Source organism: Nitrospirota bacterium, from assembly GCA_026387665.1.
Lineage (GTDB): Bacteria > Nitrospirota > Nitrospiria > Nitrospirales > Nitrospiraceae > Palsa-1315.
The window spans coordinates 47,789-65,293 of the sequence record JAPLLG010000011.1 but is presented as its reverse complement, the minus strand read 5'-3'; the positions used below and the strand labels follow the sequence as shown (position 1 = coordinate 65,293).

Sequence of the window (17,505 nt, the reverse complement as noted above, 5' to 3'; positions counted from 1 at the left end):
GGTCTGACTGTTAGGCCCACGTCCGCGAACTTGGCCGCTTAATTCAAGCTCATATGTTCAAGGGCCACAGCGGTGAGCGTGGAAATAATGGTGAGGACAGCGAGATCGTCGTGATTCAGGCAGGCATTCCCTCGTTTATTCATGACTTGGATCACGCCAATGGGAGCGCCATCCCAGCCTTTGAGTGGGACCGTAATCATGTCGCGCGTGATGGAGCCGGTCGCCCGGTCGACTTTTTTGAAATGGCGCACGTCGGCTTGTGCATCGGACACGATGTCAGGCGTACCGGTCGTATAGACCGCTCCTGCGATGCTCTCATGCCAGGGAACGGCGATGCCTGGGGCTGCGGGATTTTCACCGATGGAATGATGGAAGATCAATGCGCGGGTGTCCGGGTCGGCAAGTAGAATCGACCCATTTTCTGCATCGGCCGCCTCCAGTGCAATATGGAGCGCTTGCTCAAGCAGATCTTGCAATTGCATTTCCTGAGAAAAGAGTTCAGCCATGCGCTGAGCCGCTTCGACTCCTCGTCCCCTGCTGGCGAGGAGCTGATCCTGATTATGCTCGGTTGGCGAGTCCGATGAGTAGGATGTGCTCATGGGCATTCTCTTTGTGTAGGAGCCGACACCTGCACGGCGACTTCCCCGAATACTAGCACTATTGAAGAGGAAAAGTCCTAGGGCCTTGCCTGGAGGAGGCCGCTGGGGGGCTCGTCGCACGGTGTCAGCCAAAAACACGAAGGCCTCAGCGGGATCACCGCTGAGGCCTTCGCTGCACATTCCGAGCTATCAGCTATACGCTAGTAGCTCGTACTCTGTTCTTAGTACATGCCTTCCATGCCGTGGTTGTGACCACCTGCACCACCGCCGGCTGCTTCCTTCTTCTCTTCCGGCAACTCGGTGATCATGACCTCGGACGTGAGCAACAGGCCCGCGACGCTCGCGGCGTTCTGCAACGCGCAACGAGACACCTTGGTCGGGTCGATGATGCCGGCCTTGATCATGTCCACATATTCCTCGGTCGCGGCGTTGTAGCCGACGCTGAGGTTCTTGTCGTTGCGAACCTTCTCAACGATGACGGATCCTTCCATCCCGGCATTGGCCGCGATCTGACGGATCGGCTCTTCGAGCGCGCGGCGGATGATGTTGACACCCACCTGCTGCTCGGCGTTCAACTTGAGCGCATCCAAGGCACCGATGCAACGGAGATAGGCCGTTCCGCCGCCCGGGACGATGCCTTCTTCGACGGCTGCCTTGGTGGCGTGCAACGCGTCTTCGACGCGCGCCTTCTTTTCCTTCATTTCGGTCTCGGTCGCGGCACCGACGTTGATGACGGCCACACCGCCCACGAGCTTCGCGAGGCGCTCTTGGAGCTTCTCACGATCGTAGTCCGAGGTCGTCTCGTCGATCTGCGCTTTGATCTGCTTCACGCGGCCTTCAATCTTCTTCGGATCGCCAAAGCCTTCCACGATCGTGGTGTTGTCCTTATCGACCGTGACGCGCTTGGCGCGGCCGAGGTCCGTGAGCTTCACGTTCTCCAGCTTGATGCCGATGTCTTCCGAGATCACCTGGCCGCCGGTGAGGATCGAGATGTCTTCCAGCATGGCTTTGCGGCGATCGCCGAAGCCAGGGGCCTTGATGGCGGTCACGTTGAGCGTGCCGCGGAGCTTGTTCACCACGAGGGTGGCCAAGGCTTCGCCTTCCACGTCTTCCGCGAGGATGACGAGGGGCTTGCCCATCTTGGCAACCTGCTCGAGGACCGGGAGCAAGTCCTTCATGCTGCTGATTTTCTTCTCGGAGATGAGGATGAGCGGATCTTCCATGACCGCTTCCATCCGCTCGGCGTTGGTCACGAAGTAGGGGGAGATGTAGCCGCGATCGAACTGCATGCCTTCGACCACGTCCAGCGAGGTGGTCATGGACTTGGCTTCTTCGACCGTGATCACGCCGTCTTTGCCGACCTTCTCCATCGCTTCTGCGATGAGGTCGCCGATGGTCTTGTCATTGTTGGCCGAAATCGTGCCCACCTGGGAGATCTCGGTCTTGTTCTGGCAGGGCTTGCTCAGCTTCTTGAGCTCATTGATGACGACTTCGACGGCCTTGTTGATCCCGCGTTGGATTTCCATCGGGTTCGCGCCGGCGGTGATGTTCTTCACGCCTTCACGATAGATCGCCTGGGCCAACACGGTCGCGGTCGTGGTGCCATCGCCTGCCGTATCGCTGGTCTTGCTGGCGACTTCACGCACGAGCTGGGCGCCCATGTTCTCGTAGGGGTTCTTGAGTTCGATCTCTTTGGCGACAGTCACGCCGTCTTTGGTGATCGTCGGGGCGCCGAACTTCTTGTCGAGAATCGCGTTGCGGCCCTTGGGTCCGAGTGTTGCCTTGACGGCGTCGGCGAGCTGATTCACCCCTCTGAGGATGGATGCGCGCGCGGCGTCACCGTACATAAGTTGCTTTGCCATTATGGTATGCCTCCCTTAAAAAGTATCGTCGTCGTGAATAGTGGTGCTTAGCTGTTGAAGACGCCGAGGATGTCTTCTTCCTTGAGGATCAAACATTCCTCGTCTTCGATCCGGAGCTTGCTGCCTGAGTACTTGTCGAAGAGGACCTGGTCGCCGACCTTCACGCTCTCGACCTTCTTGCCGATGCCCTGGACGATGCCACGTTGTGGCTTCTCTTTGGCGCTATCCGGCACGTAGATTCCGCCGGAGGTGCGGTCCAATTCCTCGGTGTAGGTGACGAATACCCGGTCACCCAGAGGCGAGAACCCCTTGGTTAAGTCCTTCTTCTCTTTGGTTGCAGTGCTCATAACGATACCCTCCTCCTAAAGTTAACCCAGTGAAAATAAACGAGATAGAACAGGTTCGAACTCGATGGCGTAACCGTGATACTCCCGAACGAGCAGAAACTCTGGTCCGCTAGCACGGGGGTAAAGATAGCCTCGGGTTCGTCCAAGTCAAGGGGGAGACATGAGGAAATTCTTCCGCGCCCTCAAGAACAGGGACAGCGGAAGCATAACCTATTAAGAATTGGATATTCTAGACCTTCTTTCGGTGGGGGTAGGCGAGGTCAGATCCGTAAGCGGTCGAAGTCCTTGATATCTTTCTTAATATAGTCGCGTAATCGCTTGATAATGCGAGCCTCCAGCTGCCTGGTTCGTTCTTTCGTAATGTGGTACTTGGCGCCGAGATCCTCCAGGGTGAGGGGGCTTTCTGAGAGAATCCGGTTTCGCAGGATGTCCTCGTCCCGTTCGTCGAGCGTTTTGGCGAATTCTGCGAGCTTGGCACGGAAGAGGGTCTGTAATTGGGTCTGCGCCAGCTGCTCGTCCGCCGGTACTTGTTGCGAAGGCAGCACATCCAGCAGGCTGCCTTCCTGGTCTTCGCCGAGAGGTTGGTCCAGCGAGAGTTCCCAGTTGCCCAGCCTCTGCCCCATCTCGATGACGTCCCGCTCCCGCACATTCAAACGGTCCGCCAGGAGCTTCGTATCCGGGGCGAAGCCTTCCCGTTCCAGCTTCGCCTTTTCTTTTTTGAGATTGTAGAACAGCTTCCGTTGATCCTGCGTCGTCCCGATTTTGACCAGCCGGTAGGTATTCAGCAGATAGCGCAGGATATAGGCGCGCGACCACCAGGCGGCATAGGCGTAAAAACGCACGTTTTTCGAGGGGTCGAATTTCTTGATGGCATGCATCAACCCGACGTTGCCCTCTTGAATGAGGTCCATGTGGTCGGCGCCTGTATGGAGGTACTCGGAGGCAATCGCCAGGGAGACGCGCAGGTTGGCCATGATGAGCTTCACGGCGGCATCGCGGTCTCCGTTGGTTCGATATTCATGGAACAGGCGGAGTTCTTCTTCTTTGGAGAGGTAGGGGTAGCGGCGGACTTCAGCCAGGTATTGCTGGAGTGCCGTGACCGGCGCCACAGCCGTGATATCGGAGGCCAGTTGGCCGTCCGGCGCTGCGCCGTGAGGCTGTTCAGGGGGTGGATTGATTTCGGCGATCTCATCCTCGGACGGTTCCAGGACCTCCGGTTCGATCGGTTCTTCGTCGAGATCCTTCTTGCTCGGACTCATAACAGCGAGAATAACATAAGAGACTTTGGCCTGGTGCTGAAAAAGTCCGCTTGTTTCGTTCCCTTGCGCGGATGAAAGCCGGTCTCATATAGTGATCAGCTCTTTGGCTGGGAGATGGACGATTGTGATGACAGAGATGTTTCTCGCGCTGACCCGTGGCCATTGGCCGAGCGTGATCGGCGCCTGGCTGCACCTCGCGGTCAGTTTTATGGTGTGGTTGCTGATGGGGGCCTTGAGCCTGACCTTCGCGCAGGATCTCCAGCTCAGCCAGGCTGACATCGCGCTGGTGGTGTCGCTCCCTCTGCTGAGCGGCGCGGTGTTTCGCGTGGTTGCCGGCTGGAGTAGCGATTGGTACGGGGCGAAACCGACCGGGGTGCTGATTCTGGTGGCAGAGCTGGCGGTCGTCCTCTGGGGATGGCTGGGCGTCCAGAGTTACGTCGAGTTGTTGCTCGTGGCCTTCCTGCTCGGTATCGGCGGGGCGAGCTTTGCTGTGACCTTACCCCTGGCCGGCCGCACCTATCCAGCCGCTCATCAAGGGCTGGTCTTGGGTCTTGTCGCGTCGGGCAATGTCGGCACGGTGCTGATTCTTTTCGGCGCGCCACGCATAGCGGTTACAGGCGGATGGCACGCGGTCTTCGGATGGATGGTGTGGCCGATTGTCATCACCCTGGCGGTCTTTCTGTTCCTCGTGCGCGACGATCGCCAGAACCGGCGAGCTGAACGGGATACTCATTGGTGGCATAGTGTGGCTGCGATGATCCGGCAGCCGAAGGCCTATTGGCTCTGCGGACTCTATGCGGTGACATTCGGCGGGTTCGTCGGGTTTTGCAGTATCCTTCCGCTTTTTTCCCACGAGCAGTATCAGGTGGATGGGATCGCGGCCGGCTCGATTGCCGCCCTCTGTGGATTGGTGGGCAGTCTCATCCGTCCGCTGGGAGGCCATGCGGCAGACCGGATCGGCGGTCTGCGGACCCTTCTGTTGTCATTGCCCCTGGTGGTGGGGGGCCTTGCGGTGCTTGGCGACGTGAGCGATGTCCGTATCGCCGTGATGCTGATTGTCGTGGCAGTCGGAGCGATGGGGGTCGGCAACGGAGTGATTCTCCAGTTGGCGTCTGAGTGGTTTCCCAGACAGATCGGGCTCGCGTCCGGTGTCGTGGGGGCAGCAGGCGGGCTAGGAGGCTTTCTCCTGCCGCTCTGGTTGGGGACGCTGAAAGAGGTGACCGGCTCCTATCGAGCCGGCTTATGGGTTTTCAGTTTGGCGGCAGCTTGTGCCTGGGGCACGGTGCTGCTGGCTGAACGGCGGGCACGCCGGGCCACCAATCCTATGGATGTGCCGGGCAGTTTTTCCCGTTGACAGTGAGGGTCGAAACAAGGTTATTGTGGTGCGTCAGTAGCGGGCGATAACTCCGCGGAATTGTAGGAAACCATGGCCTCTCCCTTTCATAGTATCGAAGACGCAATCAAAGACATCAAAAAGGGGAAATGCATCATCCTCGTCGATGATGAAGATCGTGAGAACGAAGGCGATCTTGTCATTGCCGCCGAACATGTGACGCCTCAGGCCATCAATTTCATGGCCAAACATGCCCGTGGATTGATCTGTCTCGCCCTGACCCCTCAGCGGGTGGAGGAGCTCCAGCTGCCGCAGCAGGCGGCGGAGAATACCGCCACGTTCGGCACGGCCTTCACTGTGTCCATCGATGCGCGCAAAGACATTACGACCGGCATTTCTGCCGCGGATCGGGCCACGACCATTCATGTGGCGATCGATCCGAAGTCGAAGCCCAGCGACCTGGCGAAGCCCGGTCATATTTTCCCCTTGAAGGCGCAGCAGGGCGGCGTGTTGCGGCGCGCCGGGCAGACGGAGGGTTCTGTCGATCTGGCGCGATTGGCCGGACTGAATCCCGCCGGTGTGATCTGCGAAATCATGAACGAGGACGGCACCATGGCGCGCGTGCCGGAGCTGGCGAAGTTTGCCAAGGTGCACAAGCTGAAGATGGTCACGATCAAGGCGCTCATTGAATATCGCATGCAGCGCGAGACCTTTGTGCGGCGGATGGCCAGTGCGCGGCTGCCGACGACGTTCGGCGATTTTGAAGCGGTGGCGTTCGAAAATGAAGTGGACGGCATCACGCATATTGCCCTGGTGAAAGGGCGAGTCGATGGCGGGGAGCGGACGCTCGTCCGCGTGCATTCCGGTTGTTTGACGGCCGATGTGTTGGGCTCCATCCGGTGCGATTGCCGGGACCAGCTCCATAAGGCGATGGAAATGATTCAGAAGGAAGGGCGCGGGGTCCTGCTCTATCTGAATCAGGAAGGGCGCGGCATCGGCCTGCTCAACAAGATCCGGGCCTATGGGTTGCAAGACCAGGGCTGCGATACGGTCGAGGCGAATTTGCAGTTGGGATTCAAGGCGGACCTGCGCGATTACGGCGTGGGAGCGCAGATCCTCGTCAATCTCGGGTTGCATCAGATCCGGCTTATCACGAACAATCCGCGCAAGATCGTCGGGATCGAAGGGTATGGATTGAAAGTAGTCGAGCGGGTGCCGATCGAGATCCAGCCAGGCGCGTCGAACGTCCGGTATCTGCGAACGAAAAAGAATAAAATGGGGCACATCCTTAAAAAGGTATAACGGCTGCTGAAAATGGCCCCCAGCTTCGTTCTCGGCTCAAAACGATCCTCAACGTACCCTAGAGGGTACGCCTCCGGTCGTTTCTCGCCTGCGGCCTCGCTGGATGACCATTTTGAGCAGCCTGCTATCGTCGTTTAGTAAGGCGTAAAAGAAGTTTGTTAAGGTGTCGTTTGACGTGTTGGTTGCCTCGATTGTAGCCCGTATGGAAAGAATTGGTACATGAAGCTTCGTAAAGGTTCTCAGAATGCGACGGGGTTGCGGTTCGGGATTATCGTCGCGAAGTTCAATAAATTCGTTACGGGCAAGCTGTTGAGTTCCTGCGTCGAGGAGTTGACCGAGCGGGGCGTCCATGCCGACGACATCGAGGTGGTGCGGGTGCCGGGGGCCTTCGAGCTGCCCTTGGTCGCGCGGACGATGGCGCGGACGAAACAGTTCCATGCGGTGATTTGCCTCGGGGCGGTCATTCGCGGCGATACGCCGCATTTCGACTACATCAGTGCGGAGGCCAGTCGCGGGATCGGGCAGGCGGCGTTGGATGCCGACGTGCCGATCATCTTCGGCGTGCTGACAACGCATACGATTGCGCAGGCGATTGAGCGGGCTGATCCGGCTAAGTTCAACCGCGGCGGGGAAGCGGCTAAATCTGCGATCGAAATGGCGACGGTCATGCGTTTGTTGCGGGCGGGTGAGGAGCCTCAGTCCGGTACTGCCGTATCGCGAGTCCGGAAAGCTACGAAGCGGGCGCCGCGAAAGCGCAGGGCCTAGCTATGGGATCTCGTCATCAAGCCAGGGAGCGGGCGCTCCAGATTTTGTTTCAGTACGACATTCACGGCAAGCCGGGCCTTTGGCTGGATATGTTCTGGAAAGAGAACGAGGCCTCGGCCGAGGCGAGAGCCTTTGCAGAACGACTCGTGGCCGGGGTGTTAGAGCAGAAGCCGGAGCTGGACGCCCTCATTACCCAATACGCGACCAATTGGAAGATCAGCCGCATGCCGATTGTGGATCGCAATATTCTGCGAGCCGGTGTCTATGAACTGCTCTGGATGGATGATGTGCCGGCCAAGGTGACGATGAATGAAGCCGTCGAGTTGGCGAAAAGTTTCGGCGACGAGGAAGCCTCGAAGTTTGTGAACGGCATTCTGGATAAGGTCTTGAATCAGGAATTGACGCTGTCCGCCAAACGGGCCGAAGCAGCTGGCGCAAAGGGTAAGCCGTGAGAGGTGAAACGTTGAAGCCCATGGCATCCGGCTCCTTTTCTTACGTTTCACGAGGTTGTCATGATTGAGCGTTATACCCGTCCCAAGATGAAGGCCATTTGGGATGTGAAACGGAAGTACGAGATTTGGCTCGAAGTCGAGTTGGCGGCCTGCGCGGCCTTCGAGCGGGCAGGACAGGTTCCACGAGGCACGTCGGCCCGTATCGCGAAGAAAGCCAAGATCGACGTGAAGCGGATCGACAGGATCGAGAAGGTGACGAAGCACGATGTGATTGCCTTCCTCGAATCGCTGGTAGAGTCGGTTGGGCCGGAACATCGGTTCCTTCATATGGGGCTGACCTCGTCGGATATTGTCGATACCTCCCTGGCTGTGCAGATGACTGAGGCGCTGGATCTCATCCTCGACGACCTTGCCGAACTGATCGCCGTGCTGAAGCAACAGGCGCTGAAGTACAAAGACACGGTGATGGTCGGACGCTCGCACGGTATCCATGGCGAACCGATCTCGTTCGGCTTCAAGCTGGCCATTTGGTACGAAGAGGCCTGCCGGCATCGGAAGCGGTTGACGCATGTGCGGCAGGAAATCGCCGTGGGTAAACTCTCCGGCGCGATGGGAACCTTCGCGCATCAAGGGCCTGAAGTGGAAGAGTATGTCTGCGCCAAGCTGGGGCTCACGCCGGATCCTGTCTCCAATCAAATCGTGCAGCGCGATCGCCATGCGGCCTATGCCACGGCCTTGGCCCTGTTGGCCGCCAGCATCGAGAAGTTTGCGACGGAGATTCGCCATCTGCAACGGACCGAGGTGCTGGAAGCGGAAGAATATTTCTCGGCGGGGCAGAAAGGCTCTTCGGCGATGCCGCACAAGCGGAACCCGATCGCCTCGGAGAATCTCTGCGGCTTGGCGCGCGTCGTGCGGGGCAATAGTCTCGCGGCGATGGAGAACGTCGCTCTGTGGCATGAGCGGGACATCAGCCATTCGTCCGTCGAGCGCGTGATCATGCCAGACAGCACGATCCTGATCGACTATATGCTGGAGCGGATCACTGACGTCATCAAGAACCTGGTGGTTTATCCCGAGAACATGCAGCGCAACCTCGATCTCACCGGGGGGCTGGTCTATTCGCAACGGCTGCTGTTGCTGCTCATTTCCAAGGGGGCGCAGCGGAAGGAATCGTATGAAGCCGTCCAGCGCCATGCCATGGCGTCCTGGCGAGGGGCCGGAGGACTGCAAGAGCTGGTTGGCAAGGACCCCTTGATCGCGAAGCACCTCACGGCCAGGGAAATCAAATCCTGTTTCGATCCGAAGTATTATCTGCGCCATTTAGATCAGATCTTCCGGCGGGTATTCGGGCCCAGCGCGCGTAAACCGGCGAAGGGGAAGAAACGATGAGGTTCTGTATGCCTAGGCTCATGCGTCTTGTGGTGGTGCTGTTGGTCGGGCTGGTGCTGGTGTCCGCTGCTGAGGCTGCCGATCGCGACAAGCTGCTGAGCGAGGCGGGCGTTTACGGCACCTTTGCGGCATTCACGCTGGATGAAGATTGGGCCAAAGAGGATCAAGCGACGCGGATCGCGTATTTGACGGTTTTGAGGGGAGTCGTTGAGCAGCATCGCGAGAAGCTGGCGATCGACCTCTATTTGATGCGCGGGCTGTCGGACCACGCGGATGTGATGTTTCGCGTGCATGCCGTTGAGCTGCGCGAAACGCAAAAGTTTCTGCTCGATCTTCAGAGCAGCCTGTTCGGTAGACATCTTAAGGCGGCCGGCATCATGCACGGATTGACCAAGAAGGCGAACTATGTGCCGGGGCTTCCGGACCAGATGAAGGCCGATCTCAAGACTGCCAGCGAGCCTGGGCCCAAGCCCTATGCGATCGTCATTCCGATCAGGAAGAGCGCCGACTGGTGGGCCCTCGATCAGGACAAGCGGATGGCGCTGATGAAAGAGCATACGGAAGCCACGCTGCCTTATCTTAAGACGGTCAAGCGGAAGCTGTACCACTCCAGCGGACTCGATGACCTGGACTTCATCACGTATTTTGAAACCTCCAAGCTGGAGGATTTTCATAGCCTGGTTTTGGCGTTGGAGAAGGTGAAAGAGTTTCAGTACGTGAGACGATTCGGGCACCCGACGTTGATCGGCACAGCCATGTCGTTGCCGGAGATCATGGAAGTCTTGGCGCAGTAGTATTCGTGATGGGCGGGGATAAGGGGCAGATCATGACCATTGGTAGCATGCTTTACGAAGGCAAGGCGAAGAAGGTGTTCGCCACGGATAAGCCGGATCAGGTCGTCCAGTACTTTAAGGACGATGCGACGGCGTTCAATGCGCAGAAGCGCGGGACCATTGTTGAGAAGGGCGTCATCAACAACAAGATATCCGAGCGGCTGTTTGTGCTGCTGGAGCAGGCAGGGGTGCCGACGCATTTCGTCGAACGGTTGAGCGACCGGGAGCTGCTCACGAAGAAGGTTGCGATCGTGCCGGTCGAGGTGGTGGTCCGCAATGTCGTGGCCGGCAGTTTGGCCAAGCGGCTGGGGTTGAAAGAGGGTGACCCGATTGAGCCGGCCATTGTGGAATGGTATTACAAGAACGACGCGCTGGGTGATCCACTTATCGCCGATGAGCACATTCGATTGATGCAGCTGGCGACGCCGGAGCAGATGACGGAAATCAAGCGGCTCGCGTTGAAGGTGAATGGCGTGTTGCAGCCATTTTTTCGCGAGCGACAGATGATCCTCGTCGATTTCAAATTGGAGTTCGGGCTGCACAAGGGCCAGCTGATTCTGGCGGATGAGATTTCGCCGGACACCTGCCGCTTCTGGGACCAGACGACGAAGGAGTCGATGGATAAGGATCGGTTCCGGAAGGATTTGGGCAAGATCGAAGAGGCCTACCAGGAAGTTTTAAAAAGGGTGTGCGGATGAGGGAACGGAGAGGCTGGTTTTTTTGTTCGCAGAATGCGCAGGGGGAAGCCCTGCCCGGTCGATGCGCGCAGTTGCGGCTCACCCCGCCATCCCCCCGGGAGTTCCCCACACCGTTTGGACGGGGTCGGTGGAAGAGGCGGGATGCAGGGGCCGGCTTCTTTGCGCGCGCAACGCGTGGCCTGAGACGGCCGCGCCGGCGAGCCCGTTCACCGCATCCTCCTAGTGAGTTCTAGTAGGCTGCGGAAAAACTCGGTTGATACGGAAAATATGACGAAAATATTCCGTATGGTGTTGGGGGTAGAACATCCTGCTAGCGTTCTTCCCTGATTGAAGAGGGAAAGAGAAGAGGGCACGTGAAGGGGTTTCTGCGGTTATTCATGAATTATGGCCTGGTGGCGTCCATTCTGGTATGGGCGGCGGTGGTGGGTATGATGGCCTATCGCCTGAACGAGTCGCCCTGGCGCTGGGCCTTTGTGGTGCTCGTGTTCGTCGGGTTTGGGACGATCGCAGGGATTTTCTGGATCAGGAAGTATGTGGATAGGCAGACTGAAGCATCAGAGCAAGGGGAGTAAGTCGTGAAAGCCAAAATTCATGTGACATTGAAGCAAGGAATCTTGGACCCGCAAGGGAAGGCGATTGAGCATGCGCTTGGTTCGCTGGGATTCAAGAATGCGGGCAATGTGCGAGTCGGGAAGTACATGGAAGTGGAAGTGAATGAAACGGATAAGGCGAAAGCCGATGCCGCGGTGAAAGCCATGTGCGAAAAACTGCTGGCGAATACGATTGTGGAAGAATATCGGTACGAACTGGGTTAGTGCTGAGTAGCGAGTGCTGAGTGCTGAGGCTGGACCAAGAGCACTTTTCCTGCTCCATTTCTCAGCACTCAGCACTTTCTCCTCAGCACTGGGGGCAATTATGAAGATTGGCGTGGTGGTGTTTCCCGGCAGTAATTGCGATCATGACTGTCAGCATATCTTCAAGGATGTGCTGGGCCAGTCGGTGGAGATGATTTGGCACAAGGAGACCTCGTTGGCCGGGCTGGATGCGATTGTCCTGCCGGGCGGGTTTTCTTACGGCGACTATTTGCGAACTGGCGCCATCGCGAAGTTCTCTCCTGTGATGGGGTTGGTGAAGGAGTTCGCAAAGGGCGGCGGAATGGTGCTCGGTATCTGCAACGGGTTTCAGATTCTGCTCGAAGCGGGGATGCTGCCAGGGGCCATGCTCCGGAACAAGTCGCTGCATTTCATCTGCAAGGATCTGTCCGTGAAGGTCGAGAATGCGGCCACATCCTTTACCAGCGCCTGCCAGCCCGGTCAGGTGCTGAAGATTCCCATCGCTCATGCAGACGGGAACTATTACACCGATCCGGTCACGCTCGCGGCGATGCAGGCCAATGCGCAGATCGTCCTTCGCTATTGCACGCCGGATGGCAAGGTGACGCCGGAGGCGAATCCCAACGGCTCGCTGGACAACATCGCCGGGATCATCAATGCCGCGGGCAATGTGCTGGGCATGATGCCGCATCCGGAACGTTGCGCAGAGACAGTCTTGGGCAATGATGACGGGAAGCTGATTTTCCTGTCGATGCTGGAGTCGCTGAAGCAAAGCAAGAAGCCTTTGCAGATGGCGCCTGTCTAGCCTCTGTCGATCCGCATGTGGGCCGATTCGGATTGTGATCAAGAAACCATGAGAGCGTGAAGTCTAAAATTATGGGACCTGTAAGCCAGCCAATAACCAAAGAACTCATCGCGCAACATAATCTGACGGACGACGAGTACCAGAAGATCGTCGGGATTTTGGGGCGGGAGCCGAATGTCACGGAACTGGGTATGTTCTCGGTGATGTGGTCGGAACATTGCTCCTATAAGAGTTCGCGCGTGCATTTGCGGAAACTGCCGACGACTGGGCCGCGGGTGGTGCAGGGGCCTGGGGAAAATGCCGGCGCCGTGGATATCGGCGATGGGCTTTGCGCGGTGTTCAAGATGGAGTCGCACAACCATCCCTCCTTCATCGAGCCCTATCAGGGGGCTGCGACGGGGGTGGGGGGGATCTTGCGAGATATCTTTACGATGGGTGCGCGGCCCATTGCCTTGCTCGATGCCCTGCGGTTTGGCGGGCTGGACAACGCGAAGAACCGGCATCTGGTCAAGGGCGTTGTGGCCGGCATTGCCGGCTATGGCAATTGCATGGGCGTGCCGACGGTCGGAGGCGAAATCGTCTTTAACGATATTTATTCGCTGAATCCTCTCGTGAATGTGTTTTGTCTCGGCATTGCGCATAAGGACAAGATCTTTCTGGGAACAGCGGCAGGCATCGGCAATCCTGTGATCTACTTTGGCTCCAAGACGGGCCGCGACGGGATTCACGGGGCGACGATGGCGTCCGATTCGTTCGACGACCAGTCGGAACAGAAGCGGCCCACCGTGCAGGTAGGCGATCCCTTTACCGAGAAGCTGTTGTTGGAAGCCTGTCTCGAACTGATGGCGGGCGATTTACTGGTCGGGATTCAGGACATGGGGGCCGCCGGCTTGACCAGTTCCTCCTGTGAAATGGCGTCGCGTGCCGGCAATGGGATGGATCTGGACCTGACCGATGTGCCGCGGCGTGAGCCGGGCATGACGCCTTATGAATTGATGTTGTCGGAATCCCAAGAACGTATGTTGATGGTGGCGCAGGCGGGCAAGGAAGAGGAATGCATCAGGATCTGCAAGAAGTGGGATCTCGATGTGGCGGTGGTGGGCCGTGTCACAGGCGATGGGATCCTCCGTGTGAGGGACCAGGGCAAGGTGGTGGCGGAGATTCCCGCGAAGTCGCTGGCCGATGACGGACCACGGTACGAGCGGCCCTATTCGCCGCCTGGCTACCAGGACATGCTGACGAATCTGAACTACGACGCCCTGCCAGATGTGAAGGATGCGAACGCGGCGCTGTTGTCACTGCTGGGGTCTCCGACGATTGCGAGTAAACGCTGGGTCTATGAACAGTACGACCATATGGTGCGGACCAACACGATGGTCCGGCCCGGCTCTGATGCCGCGGTGGTTCGGATCAAGGGAACGAACAAAGCCCTCGCCATGACGGTGGACTGCAATAGCCGCTACTGTTTGCTGCATCCCTATGAAGGGGCTCGCATTGCCGTGGCCGAGGCGGCGAGGAATCTCGTCTGTTCTGGGGCTGAGCCGATCGGGCTGACGGACTGTTTGAATTTCGGGAACCCGGAGCGGCCTGAGATCATGTGGCAGTTTGTCTTGGCGATCGAAGGGCTGAGGGATGCCTGCGAACATTTTAAGGTGCCCATTGTCAGCGGCAATGTGAGCTTCTACAACGAGACCAACGGACTGTCGATCTATCCCACGCCGATGTTGGGGATGGTGGGGCTGATCGATTCGGTCGATCAAACGATGACGCAGTGGTTCAAGCAGGAGGGGGATGCGATTATCCTCTTGGGCAAGACGAGAGAGGACCTGGGCGGCAGTGAATATCTAAAAGTGCTCCATCACCGTGAGCAGGGATCGCCGCCGCTCCTCAGCCTTGAGGCGGAGAAGTCGCTCCATGACTTCCTCTTGAAAGCAATTCGTGATGGGCTGGTGCAATCAGCCCATGACTGTTCGGATGGCGGGTTGGCGGTCGCCTTGGTCGAATCCTGCATCTCCGGCCCAGCCGCCAGGCGAGGGGCTGTGGTAGGATTGGGTCTCGATACCTTGCGGCGGGATGCCCTCTTATTCGGTGAGAGCCAATCGCGGGTCGTCCTGTCGGTGAAGCCTGAGCTGGTCGAACAGATCCTGAAGCGTGCCGGGGAGGCCGGTGTTCCCGCGATGAAGATCGGGGCGGTCGGAGGCGATCGTGTCGTCATCGATGTGGAGAAGGGGCAATGGAGCGAGGGCTGCCGCATCGACCTCCCGGTCGATCAACTTTTTGAGCAGTGGGCCTTTTCAATCGAACGGACGCTGAACCAGGCGTGAAACGTGAAGGCATGAATAAGCGAACCACAAGAGAACTTCCCGTCGTGTCACTTCCCACGTCTGATGATTCGGGCCTTAACCTGATTACTCCAGATAAGTTTCACGACGAATGCGCTGTCTTCGGTATTTACGGCCACAAGGAAGCGGCCAACCTCACTTATCTGGGGCTCTATGCCTTGCAGCATCGCGGACAGGAAGCCTCCGGCATCGTCTCGGGCGATGGCGAGCACTTCCACGTCCATAAGGGGAAGGGGCTGGTTGCGGACATTTACAATCCCCAATCGCTTCAGCAATTAACCGGTTCGATGGCGATCGGACATAATCGCTATTCTACGGCCGGGGGCAACGATCTGAGTAATGTCCAGCCGCTCTCGGTCAACTTCGCCTTCGGGAATCTGGCGCTTGCCCACAATGGCAACCTCATCAATGCGCAAGTGTTGCGGCATGAGCTCGAAGCCTACGGAGCCATTTTCCAATCCACGTCGGATAGCGAAGTCATCATCCATTTGATCGCCCATTCGCGCGCGGATACCTTGCTGGCCCGCATCATCGATGCCTTGAGCCAAGTGCGCGGGGCCTTTTCGGTCGTCATGCAGACGGACGATGGGATCATCGCGGTGCGAGATCCGCACGGGTTCCGGCCCCTCTGTCTCGGGCGCATGGGTGATACCTATCTCGTGGCGTCGGAAACCTGTGCCTTCGATCTGCTTGGCGCCAAAATCGTTCGTGAGATCGAGCCGGGCGAGCTGGTCGTACTGAACGAGAAGGGCGTGACGAGCTACCATCCGTTTGCGCCGGTCAATCCGGCCATGTGCATCTTTGAATATGTGTACTTCGCTCGACCTGACAGCAAGATCTTCGGCGCGAATGCGGTCTATGCCACACGCAAGGCGTTGGGTCGGCAATTGGCGAAGGAATCGTTAGTCGAAGCGGATATCGTCGTGCCGGTCCCGGACTCCGGAGTGCCTGCCGCGCTCGGCTATGCCGAGGGAGCGGGGATTCAGTTCGAACTCGGGCTGATCAGAAATCACTATGTCGGCCGCACCTTCATTGAGCCGGAGCAGTCGATCCGCCACTTCGGCGTGAAGGTGAAGCTTAATGCTGTGCCGGAGGTGCTGGAGGGGAAACGAGTCGTCGTGGTCGACGATTCGCTGGTGCGGGGCACCACGAGCCGTAAAATCGTGAAGATGATTCGCGATGCCGGGGCCAAGGAAGTGCATATGCGCATCAGTTCGCCTCCAATCATCTCTCCCTGTTTCTACGGGATCGATACGCCCACCAAGAAAGAGCTGATCGGTTCCAGCCACTCGCTTGAAGAGATTCGGAAGTACATCACGGCAGACAGCCTCGCCTACTTGAGCCTCGATGGCATGCTGAATGCCTCCCCCGGCACCCCGGAACAGTATTGCAATGCCTGCTTCACCGAGAAGTACCCCATCGCGCTGACCCGCGCAGAGGAATGGCAGCTCGGCCTCTTCGACCCATCCCTTTAGCAGGCTGCTCAAACAGTCCGCCAGCTTCGTTCTCGGCTCATCGAAATCCTCAACGTACCCCTGAGGGCACGCCTCCGGTTTCGATTCGCCTGCGGCCTTGCTGACGAACTGTTTGAGCAGCCTGTTTGCGCATCCATCCATTCTGTCGGTCGCTGCGCCATTGCCCCTGAAAAAATCTGCATGGTAGGATACCCAATCAAAGTGCTGAGTGGGCGAACAGTCAATTCAGCGCTTGGCACTCAGCACTTCTTCAGCAGGAGGCTCTTATGAAACGAATGCTATCGATACTTGGCGGGTTGTTGATTCCGGTCCTTGCGGTCCACCTGGCCGTTGCGGCGGGGTTCTTTAAAGTTGGCGAGAAGGCGCCTTCCTTTACGCTGACGGCTATCACGGGCGAGACGGTGGGGTTGGACAGTTACAAGGGCAAGATTGTGGTGCTCGGCCTGTTTCATATTTGCGACCCCTGCATGATGCAAGGCACGACGCTCCAGAAAGTGTCCGAGATGACGAAGGGCAAAGAGGTGGCGGTGCTCGGCGTCAATTCTTCCGGTAACGGCAAGAAGGAAGTCGGCGAGTTTCTGGCCTCCTTTCCCGTGAAGGTCACCTATCCCTATCTGCTCGATCCGGGCAAGGTCACGGATAAATTGTACGGCGGAGGGAAGTTTATTCCGAATGTCTATGTGATCGATCAGCAGGGCGTGATCCGGTGGCAGCGTGTCGGCAATATGGATTTGGCCGGTGCAGAAGTGATTGTGGCGGAAGTTGAAAAACTGTTGGCTGGTGGCAGTAATAAGATGTAGCGCGCACCGTGGCTGAGGAATCCCGCTGCTCGCGGAACGCGCACGATAAAACAGTGCTCGTTCGACGCGCGCAGATTAGGATTCCTCAGCCGCGGTGCAGAGGAAATATCAACTTCCGAGAGGAAGAGGAGAGAGATGGGCATGGATGAGATGGAAGAGGGAAAGCAGAAGTTTTTGGAGGTGGTGAAGGGGGCCGATGCGTCCGTGCAAGTGGTGATCCCTGTGACGCCTTCGAACAGTATGTTCCTGATTTCCCTGACGAAGGGACCGAATCGGAAATTCATTACGATTTCGGAAGACGACATCATCGACTTGCCCAACGAAGCCAGCATCCTGACGAAAGTGACGAAAGTCGTGAAGGACGCCGTCGCGGCATTGTAAATCCGTCCGTGCCATCAGCTATCAGCCATC

At 58.0% G+C, this 17,505-nt stretch carries 17 protein-coding genes and 1 pseudogene; 14 read left to right on the top strand and 4 right to left on the bottom strand.

Going from position 1 to position 17,505, the window contains the following annotated elements:
* Positions 1-38: 38 nt before the first annotated feature.
* From NT179_09800 to NT179_09785, 4 genes are all read right to left on the bottom strand, one after another.
* Entirely contained in the window at positions 39-599 is a 561-nt protein-coding gene (locus NT179_09800; protein ID MCX5722304.1) for a GAF domain-containing protein, read from the bottom strand.
* A gap of 221 nt (positions 600-820) precedes the next feature.
* A complete protein-coding gene (groL, locus tag NT179_09795) occupies positions 821-2,461 on the bottom strand; it encodes a chaperonin GroEL (GenBank protein ID MCX5722303.1) in 1,641 nt (546 codons plus the stop codon).
* Between the two features lie 47 nt (positions 2,462-2,508).
* Positions 2,509-2,808, bottom strand: coding sequence for a co-chaperone GroES (locus NT179_09790; GenBank protein ID MCX5722302.1), 300 nt, complete (start codon positions 2,806-2,808; stop codon positions 2,509-2,511).
* 260 nt (positions 2,809-3,068) lie between these two features.
* Entirely contained in the window at positions 3,069-4,067 is a 999-nt protein-coding gene (locus NT179_09785; GenBank protein MCX5722301.1) for an RNA polymerase factor sigma-32, read from the bottom strand.
* 127 nt (positions 4,068-4,194) lie between these two features.
* Here NT179_09785 and NT179_09780 point away from each other — a divergent pair, with 127 nt between their 5' ends.
* From NT179_09780 to NT179_09715, 14 genes and pseudogenes are all read left to right on the top strand, one after another.
* A complete protein-coding gene (locus tag NT179_09780) occupies positions 4,195-5,421 on the top strand; it encodes an MFS transporter (protein ID MCX5722300.1) in 1,227 nt (408 codons plus the stop codon).
* Positions 5,422-5,493: 72 nt separating this feature from the next.
* On the top strand, positions 5,494-6,702 hold the full coding sequence (locus NT179_09775) for a bifunctional 3,4-dihydroxy-2-butanone-4-phosphate synthase/GTP cyclohydrolase II (GenBank protein ID MCX5722299.1): 1,209 nt from the start codon (positions 5,494-5,496) through the stop codon (positions 6,700-6,702).
* 219 nt (positions 6,703-6,921) lie between these two features.
* A pseudogene (gene ribH / locus NT179_09770) lies at positions 6,922-7,374 on the top strand (6,7-dimethyl-8-ribityllumazine synthase).
* Between the two features lie 95 nt (positions 7,375-7,469).
* Positions 7,470-7,919, top strand: coding sequence for a transcription antitermination factor NusB (nusB, locus tag NT179_09765; GenBank protein MCX5722298.1), 450 nt, complete (start codon positions 7,470-7,472; stop codon positions 7,917-7,919).
* A gap of 60 nt (positions 7,920-7,979) precedes the next feature.
* Entirely contained in the window at positions 7,980-9,308 is a 1,329-nt protein-coding gene (gene purB / locus NT179_09760; protein MCX5722297.1) for an adenylosuccinate lyase, read from the top strand.
* 8 nt (positions 9,309-9,316) lie between these two features.
* Complete coding sequence (locus NT179_09755; GenBank protein MCX5722296.1) at positions 9,317-10,102, top strand: chlorite dismutase family protein; 786 nt, start codon at positions 9,317-9,319, stop codon at positions 10,100-10,102.
* Between the two features lie 32 nt (positions 10,103-10,134).
* Positions 10,135-10,839 (top strand): phosphoribosylaminoimidazolesuccinocarboxamide synthase, encoded by a 705-nt coding sequence (locus NT179_09750; protein ID MCX5722295.1) that lies wholly within the window; start codon positions 10,135-10,137, stop codon positions 10,837-10,839.
* 353 nt (positions 10,840-11,192) lie between these two features.
* Entirely contained in the window at positions 11,193-11,411 is a 219-nt protein-coding gene (locus tag NT179_09745; GenBank protein ID MCX5722294.1) for a hypothetical protein, read from the top strand.
* Between the two features lie 3 nt (positions 11,412-11,414).
* Positions 11,415-11,654, top strand: a complete 240-nt coding sequence (gene purS, locus NT179_09740) for a phosphoribosylformylglycinamidine synthase subunit PurS (protein MCX5722293.1) — start codon at positions 11,415-11,417, stop codon at positions 11,652-11,654.
* Between the two features lie 100 nt (positions 11,655-11,754).
* Positions 11,755-12,477: a phosphoribosylformylglycinamidine synthase subunit PurQ gene (gene purQ, locus NT179_09735; protein MCX5722292.1), complete on the top strand. Its 723-nt coding sequence runs from the start codon at positions 11,755-11,757 to the stop codon at positions 12,475-12,477.
* Between the two features lie 71 nt (positions 12,478-12,548).
* Positions 12,549-14,801 (top strand): phosphoribosylformylglycinamidine synthase subunit PurL, encoded by a 2,253-nt coding sequence (purL, locus tag NT179_09730; protein MCX5722291.1) that lies wholly within the window; start codon positions 12,549-12,551, stop codon positions 14,799-14,801.
* Between the two features lie 11 nt (positions 14,802-14,812).
* Positions 14,813-16,294 (top strand): amidophosphoribosyltransferase, encoded by a 1,482-nt coding sequence (gene purF, locus NT179_09725; GenBank protein MCX5722290.1) that lies wholly within the window; start codon positions 14,813-14,815, stop codon positions 16,292-16,294.
* A 266-nt stretch (positions 16,295-16,560) separates the two neighbouring features.
* A complete protein-coding gene (locus NT179_09720; protein ID MCX5722289.1) occupies positions 16,561-17,094 on the top strand; it encodes a TlpA disulfide reductase family protein in 534 nt (177 codons plus the stop codon).
* Between the two features lie 135 nt (positions 17,095-17,229).
* Positions 17,230-17,475, top strand: coding sequence for a hypothetical protein (locus NT179_09715; GenBank protein ID MCX5722288.1), 246 nt, complete (start codon positions 17,230-17,232; stop codon positions 17,473-17,475).
* Positions 17,476-17,505 lie beyond the last annotated feature (30 nt).

What these genes read in the sequence shown, in the direction of transcription:
- NT179_09800 (MCX5722304.1), bottom strand. Translation starts at nt 599, where the DNA reads ATGAGCACATCCTACTCATCGGACTCGCCAACCGAGCATAATCAGGAT.
- groL (MCX5722303.1), bottom strand. Translation starts at nt 2,461, where the DNA reads ATGGCAAAGCAACTTATGTACGGTGACGCCGCGCGCGCATCCATCCTC.
- NT179_09790 (MCX5722302.1), bottom strand. Translation starts at nt 2,808, where the DNA reads ATGAGCACTGCAACCAAAGAGAAGAAGGACTTAACCAAGGGGTTCTCG.
- NT179_09785 (MCX5722301.1), bottom strand. Translation starts at nt 4,067, where the DNA reads ATGAGTCCGAGCAAGAAGGATCTCGACGAAGAACCGATCGAACCGGAG.
- NT179_09780 (MCX5722300.1), top strand. Translation starts at nt 4,195, where the DNA reads ATGACAGAGATGTTTCTCGCGCTGACCCGTGGCCATTGGCCGAGCGTG.
- NT179_09775 (MCX5722299.1), top strand. Translation starts at nt 5,494, where the DNA reads ATGGCCTCTCCCTTTCATAGTATCGAAGACGCAATCAAAGACATCAAA.
- nusB (MCX5722298.1), top strand. Translation starts at nt 7,470, where the DNA reads ATGGGATCTCGTCATCAAGCCAGGGAGCGGGCGCTCCAGATTTTGTTT.
- purB (MCX5722297.1), top strand. Translation starts at nt 7,980, where the DNA reads ATGATTGAGCGTTATACCCGTCCCAAGATGAAGGCCATTTGGGATGTG.
- NT179_09755 (MCX5722296.1), top strand. Translation starts at nt 9,317, where the DNA reads ATGCCTAGGCTCATGCGTCTTGTGGTGGTGCTGTTGGTCGGGCTGGTG.
- NT179_09750 (MCX5722295.1), top strand. Translation starts at nt 10,135, where the DNA reads ATGACCATTGGTAGCATGCTTTACGAAGGCAAGGCGAAGAAGGTGTTC.
- purQ (MCX5722292.1), top strand. Translation starts at nt 11,755, where the DNA reads ATGAAGATTGGCGTGGTGGTGTTTCCCGGCAGTAATTGCGATCATGAC.
- purL (MCX5722291.1), top strand. Translation starts at nt 12,549, where the DNA reads ATGGGACCTGTAAGCCAGCCAATAACCAAAGAACTCATCGCGCAACAT.
- purF (MCX5722290.1), top strand. Translation starts at nt 14,813, where the DNA reads ATGAATAAGCGAACCACAAGAGAACTTCCCGTCGTGTCACTTCCCACG.
- NT179_09720 (MCX5722289.1), top strand. Translation starts at nt 16,561, where the DNA reads ATGAAACGAATGCTATCGATACTTGGCGGGTTGTTGATTCCGGTCCTT.
- NT179_09715 (MCX5722288.1), top strand. Translation starts at nt 17,230, where the DNA reads ATGGGCATGGATGAGATGGAAGAGGGAAAGCAGAAGTTTTTGGAGGTG.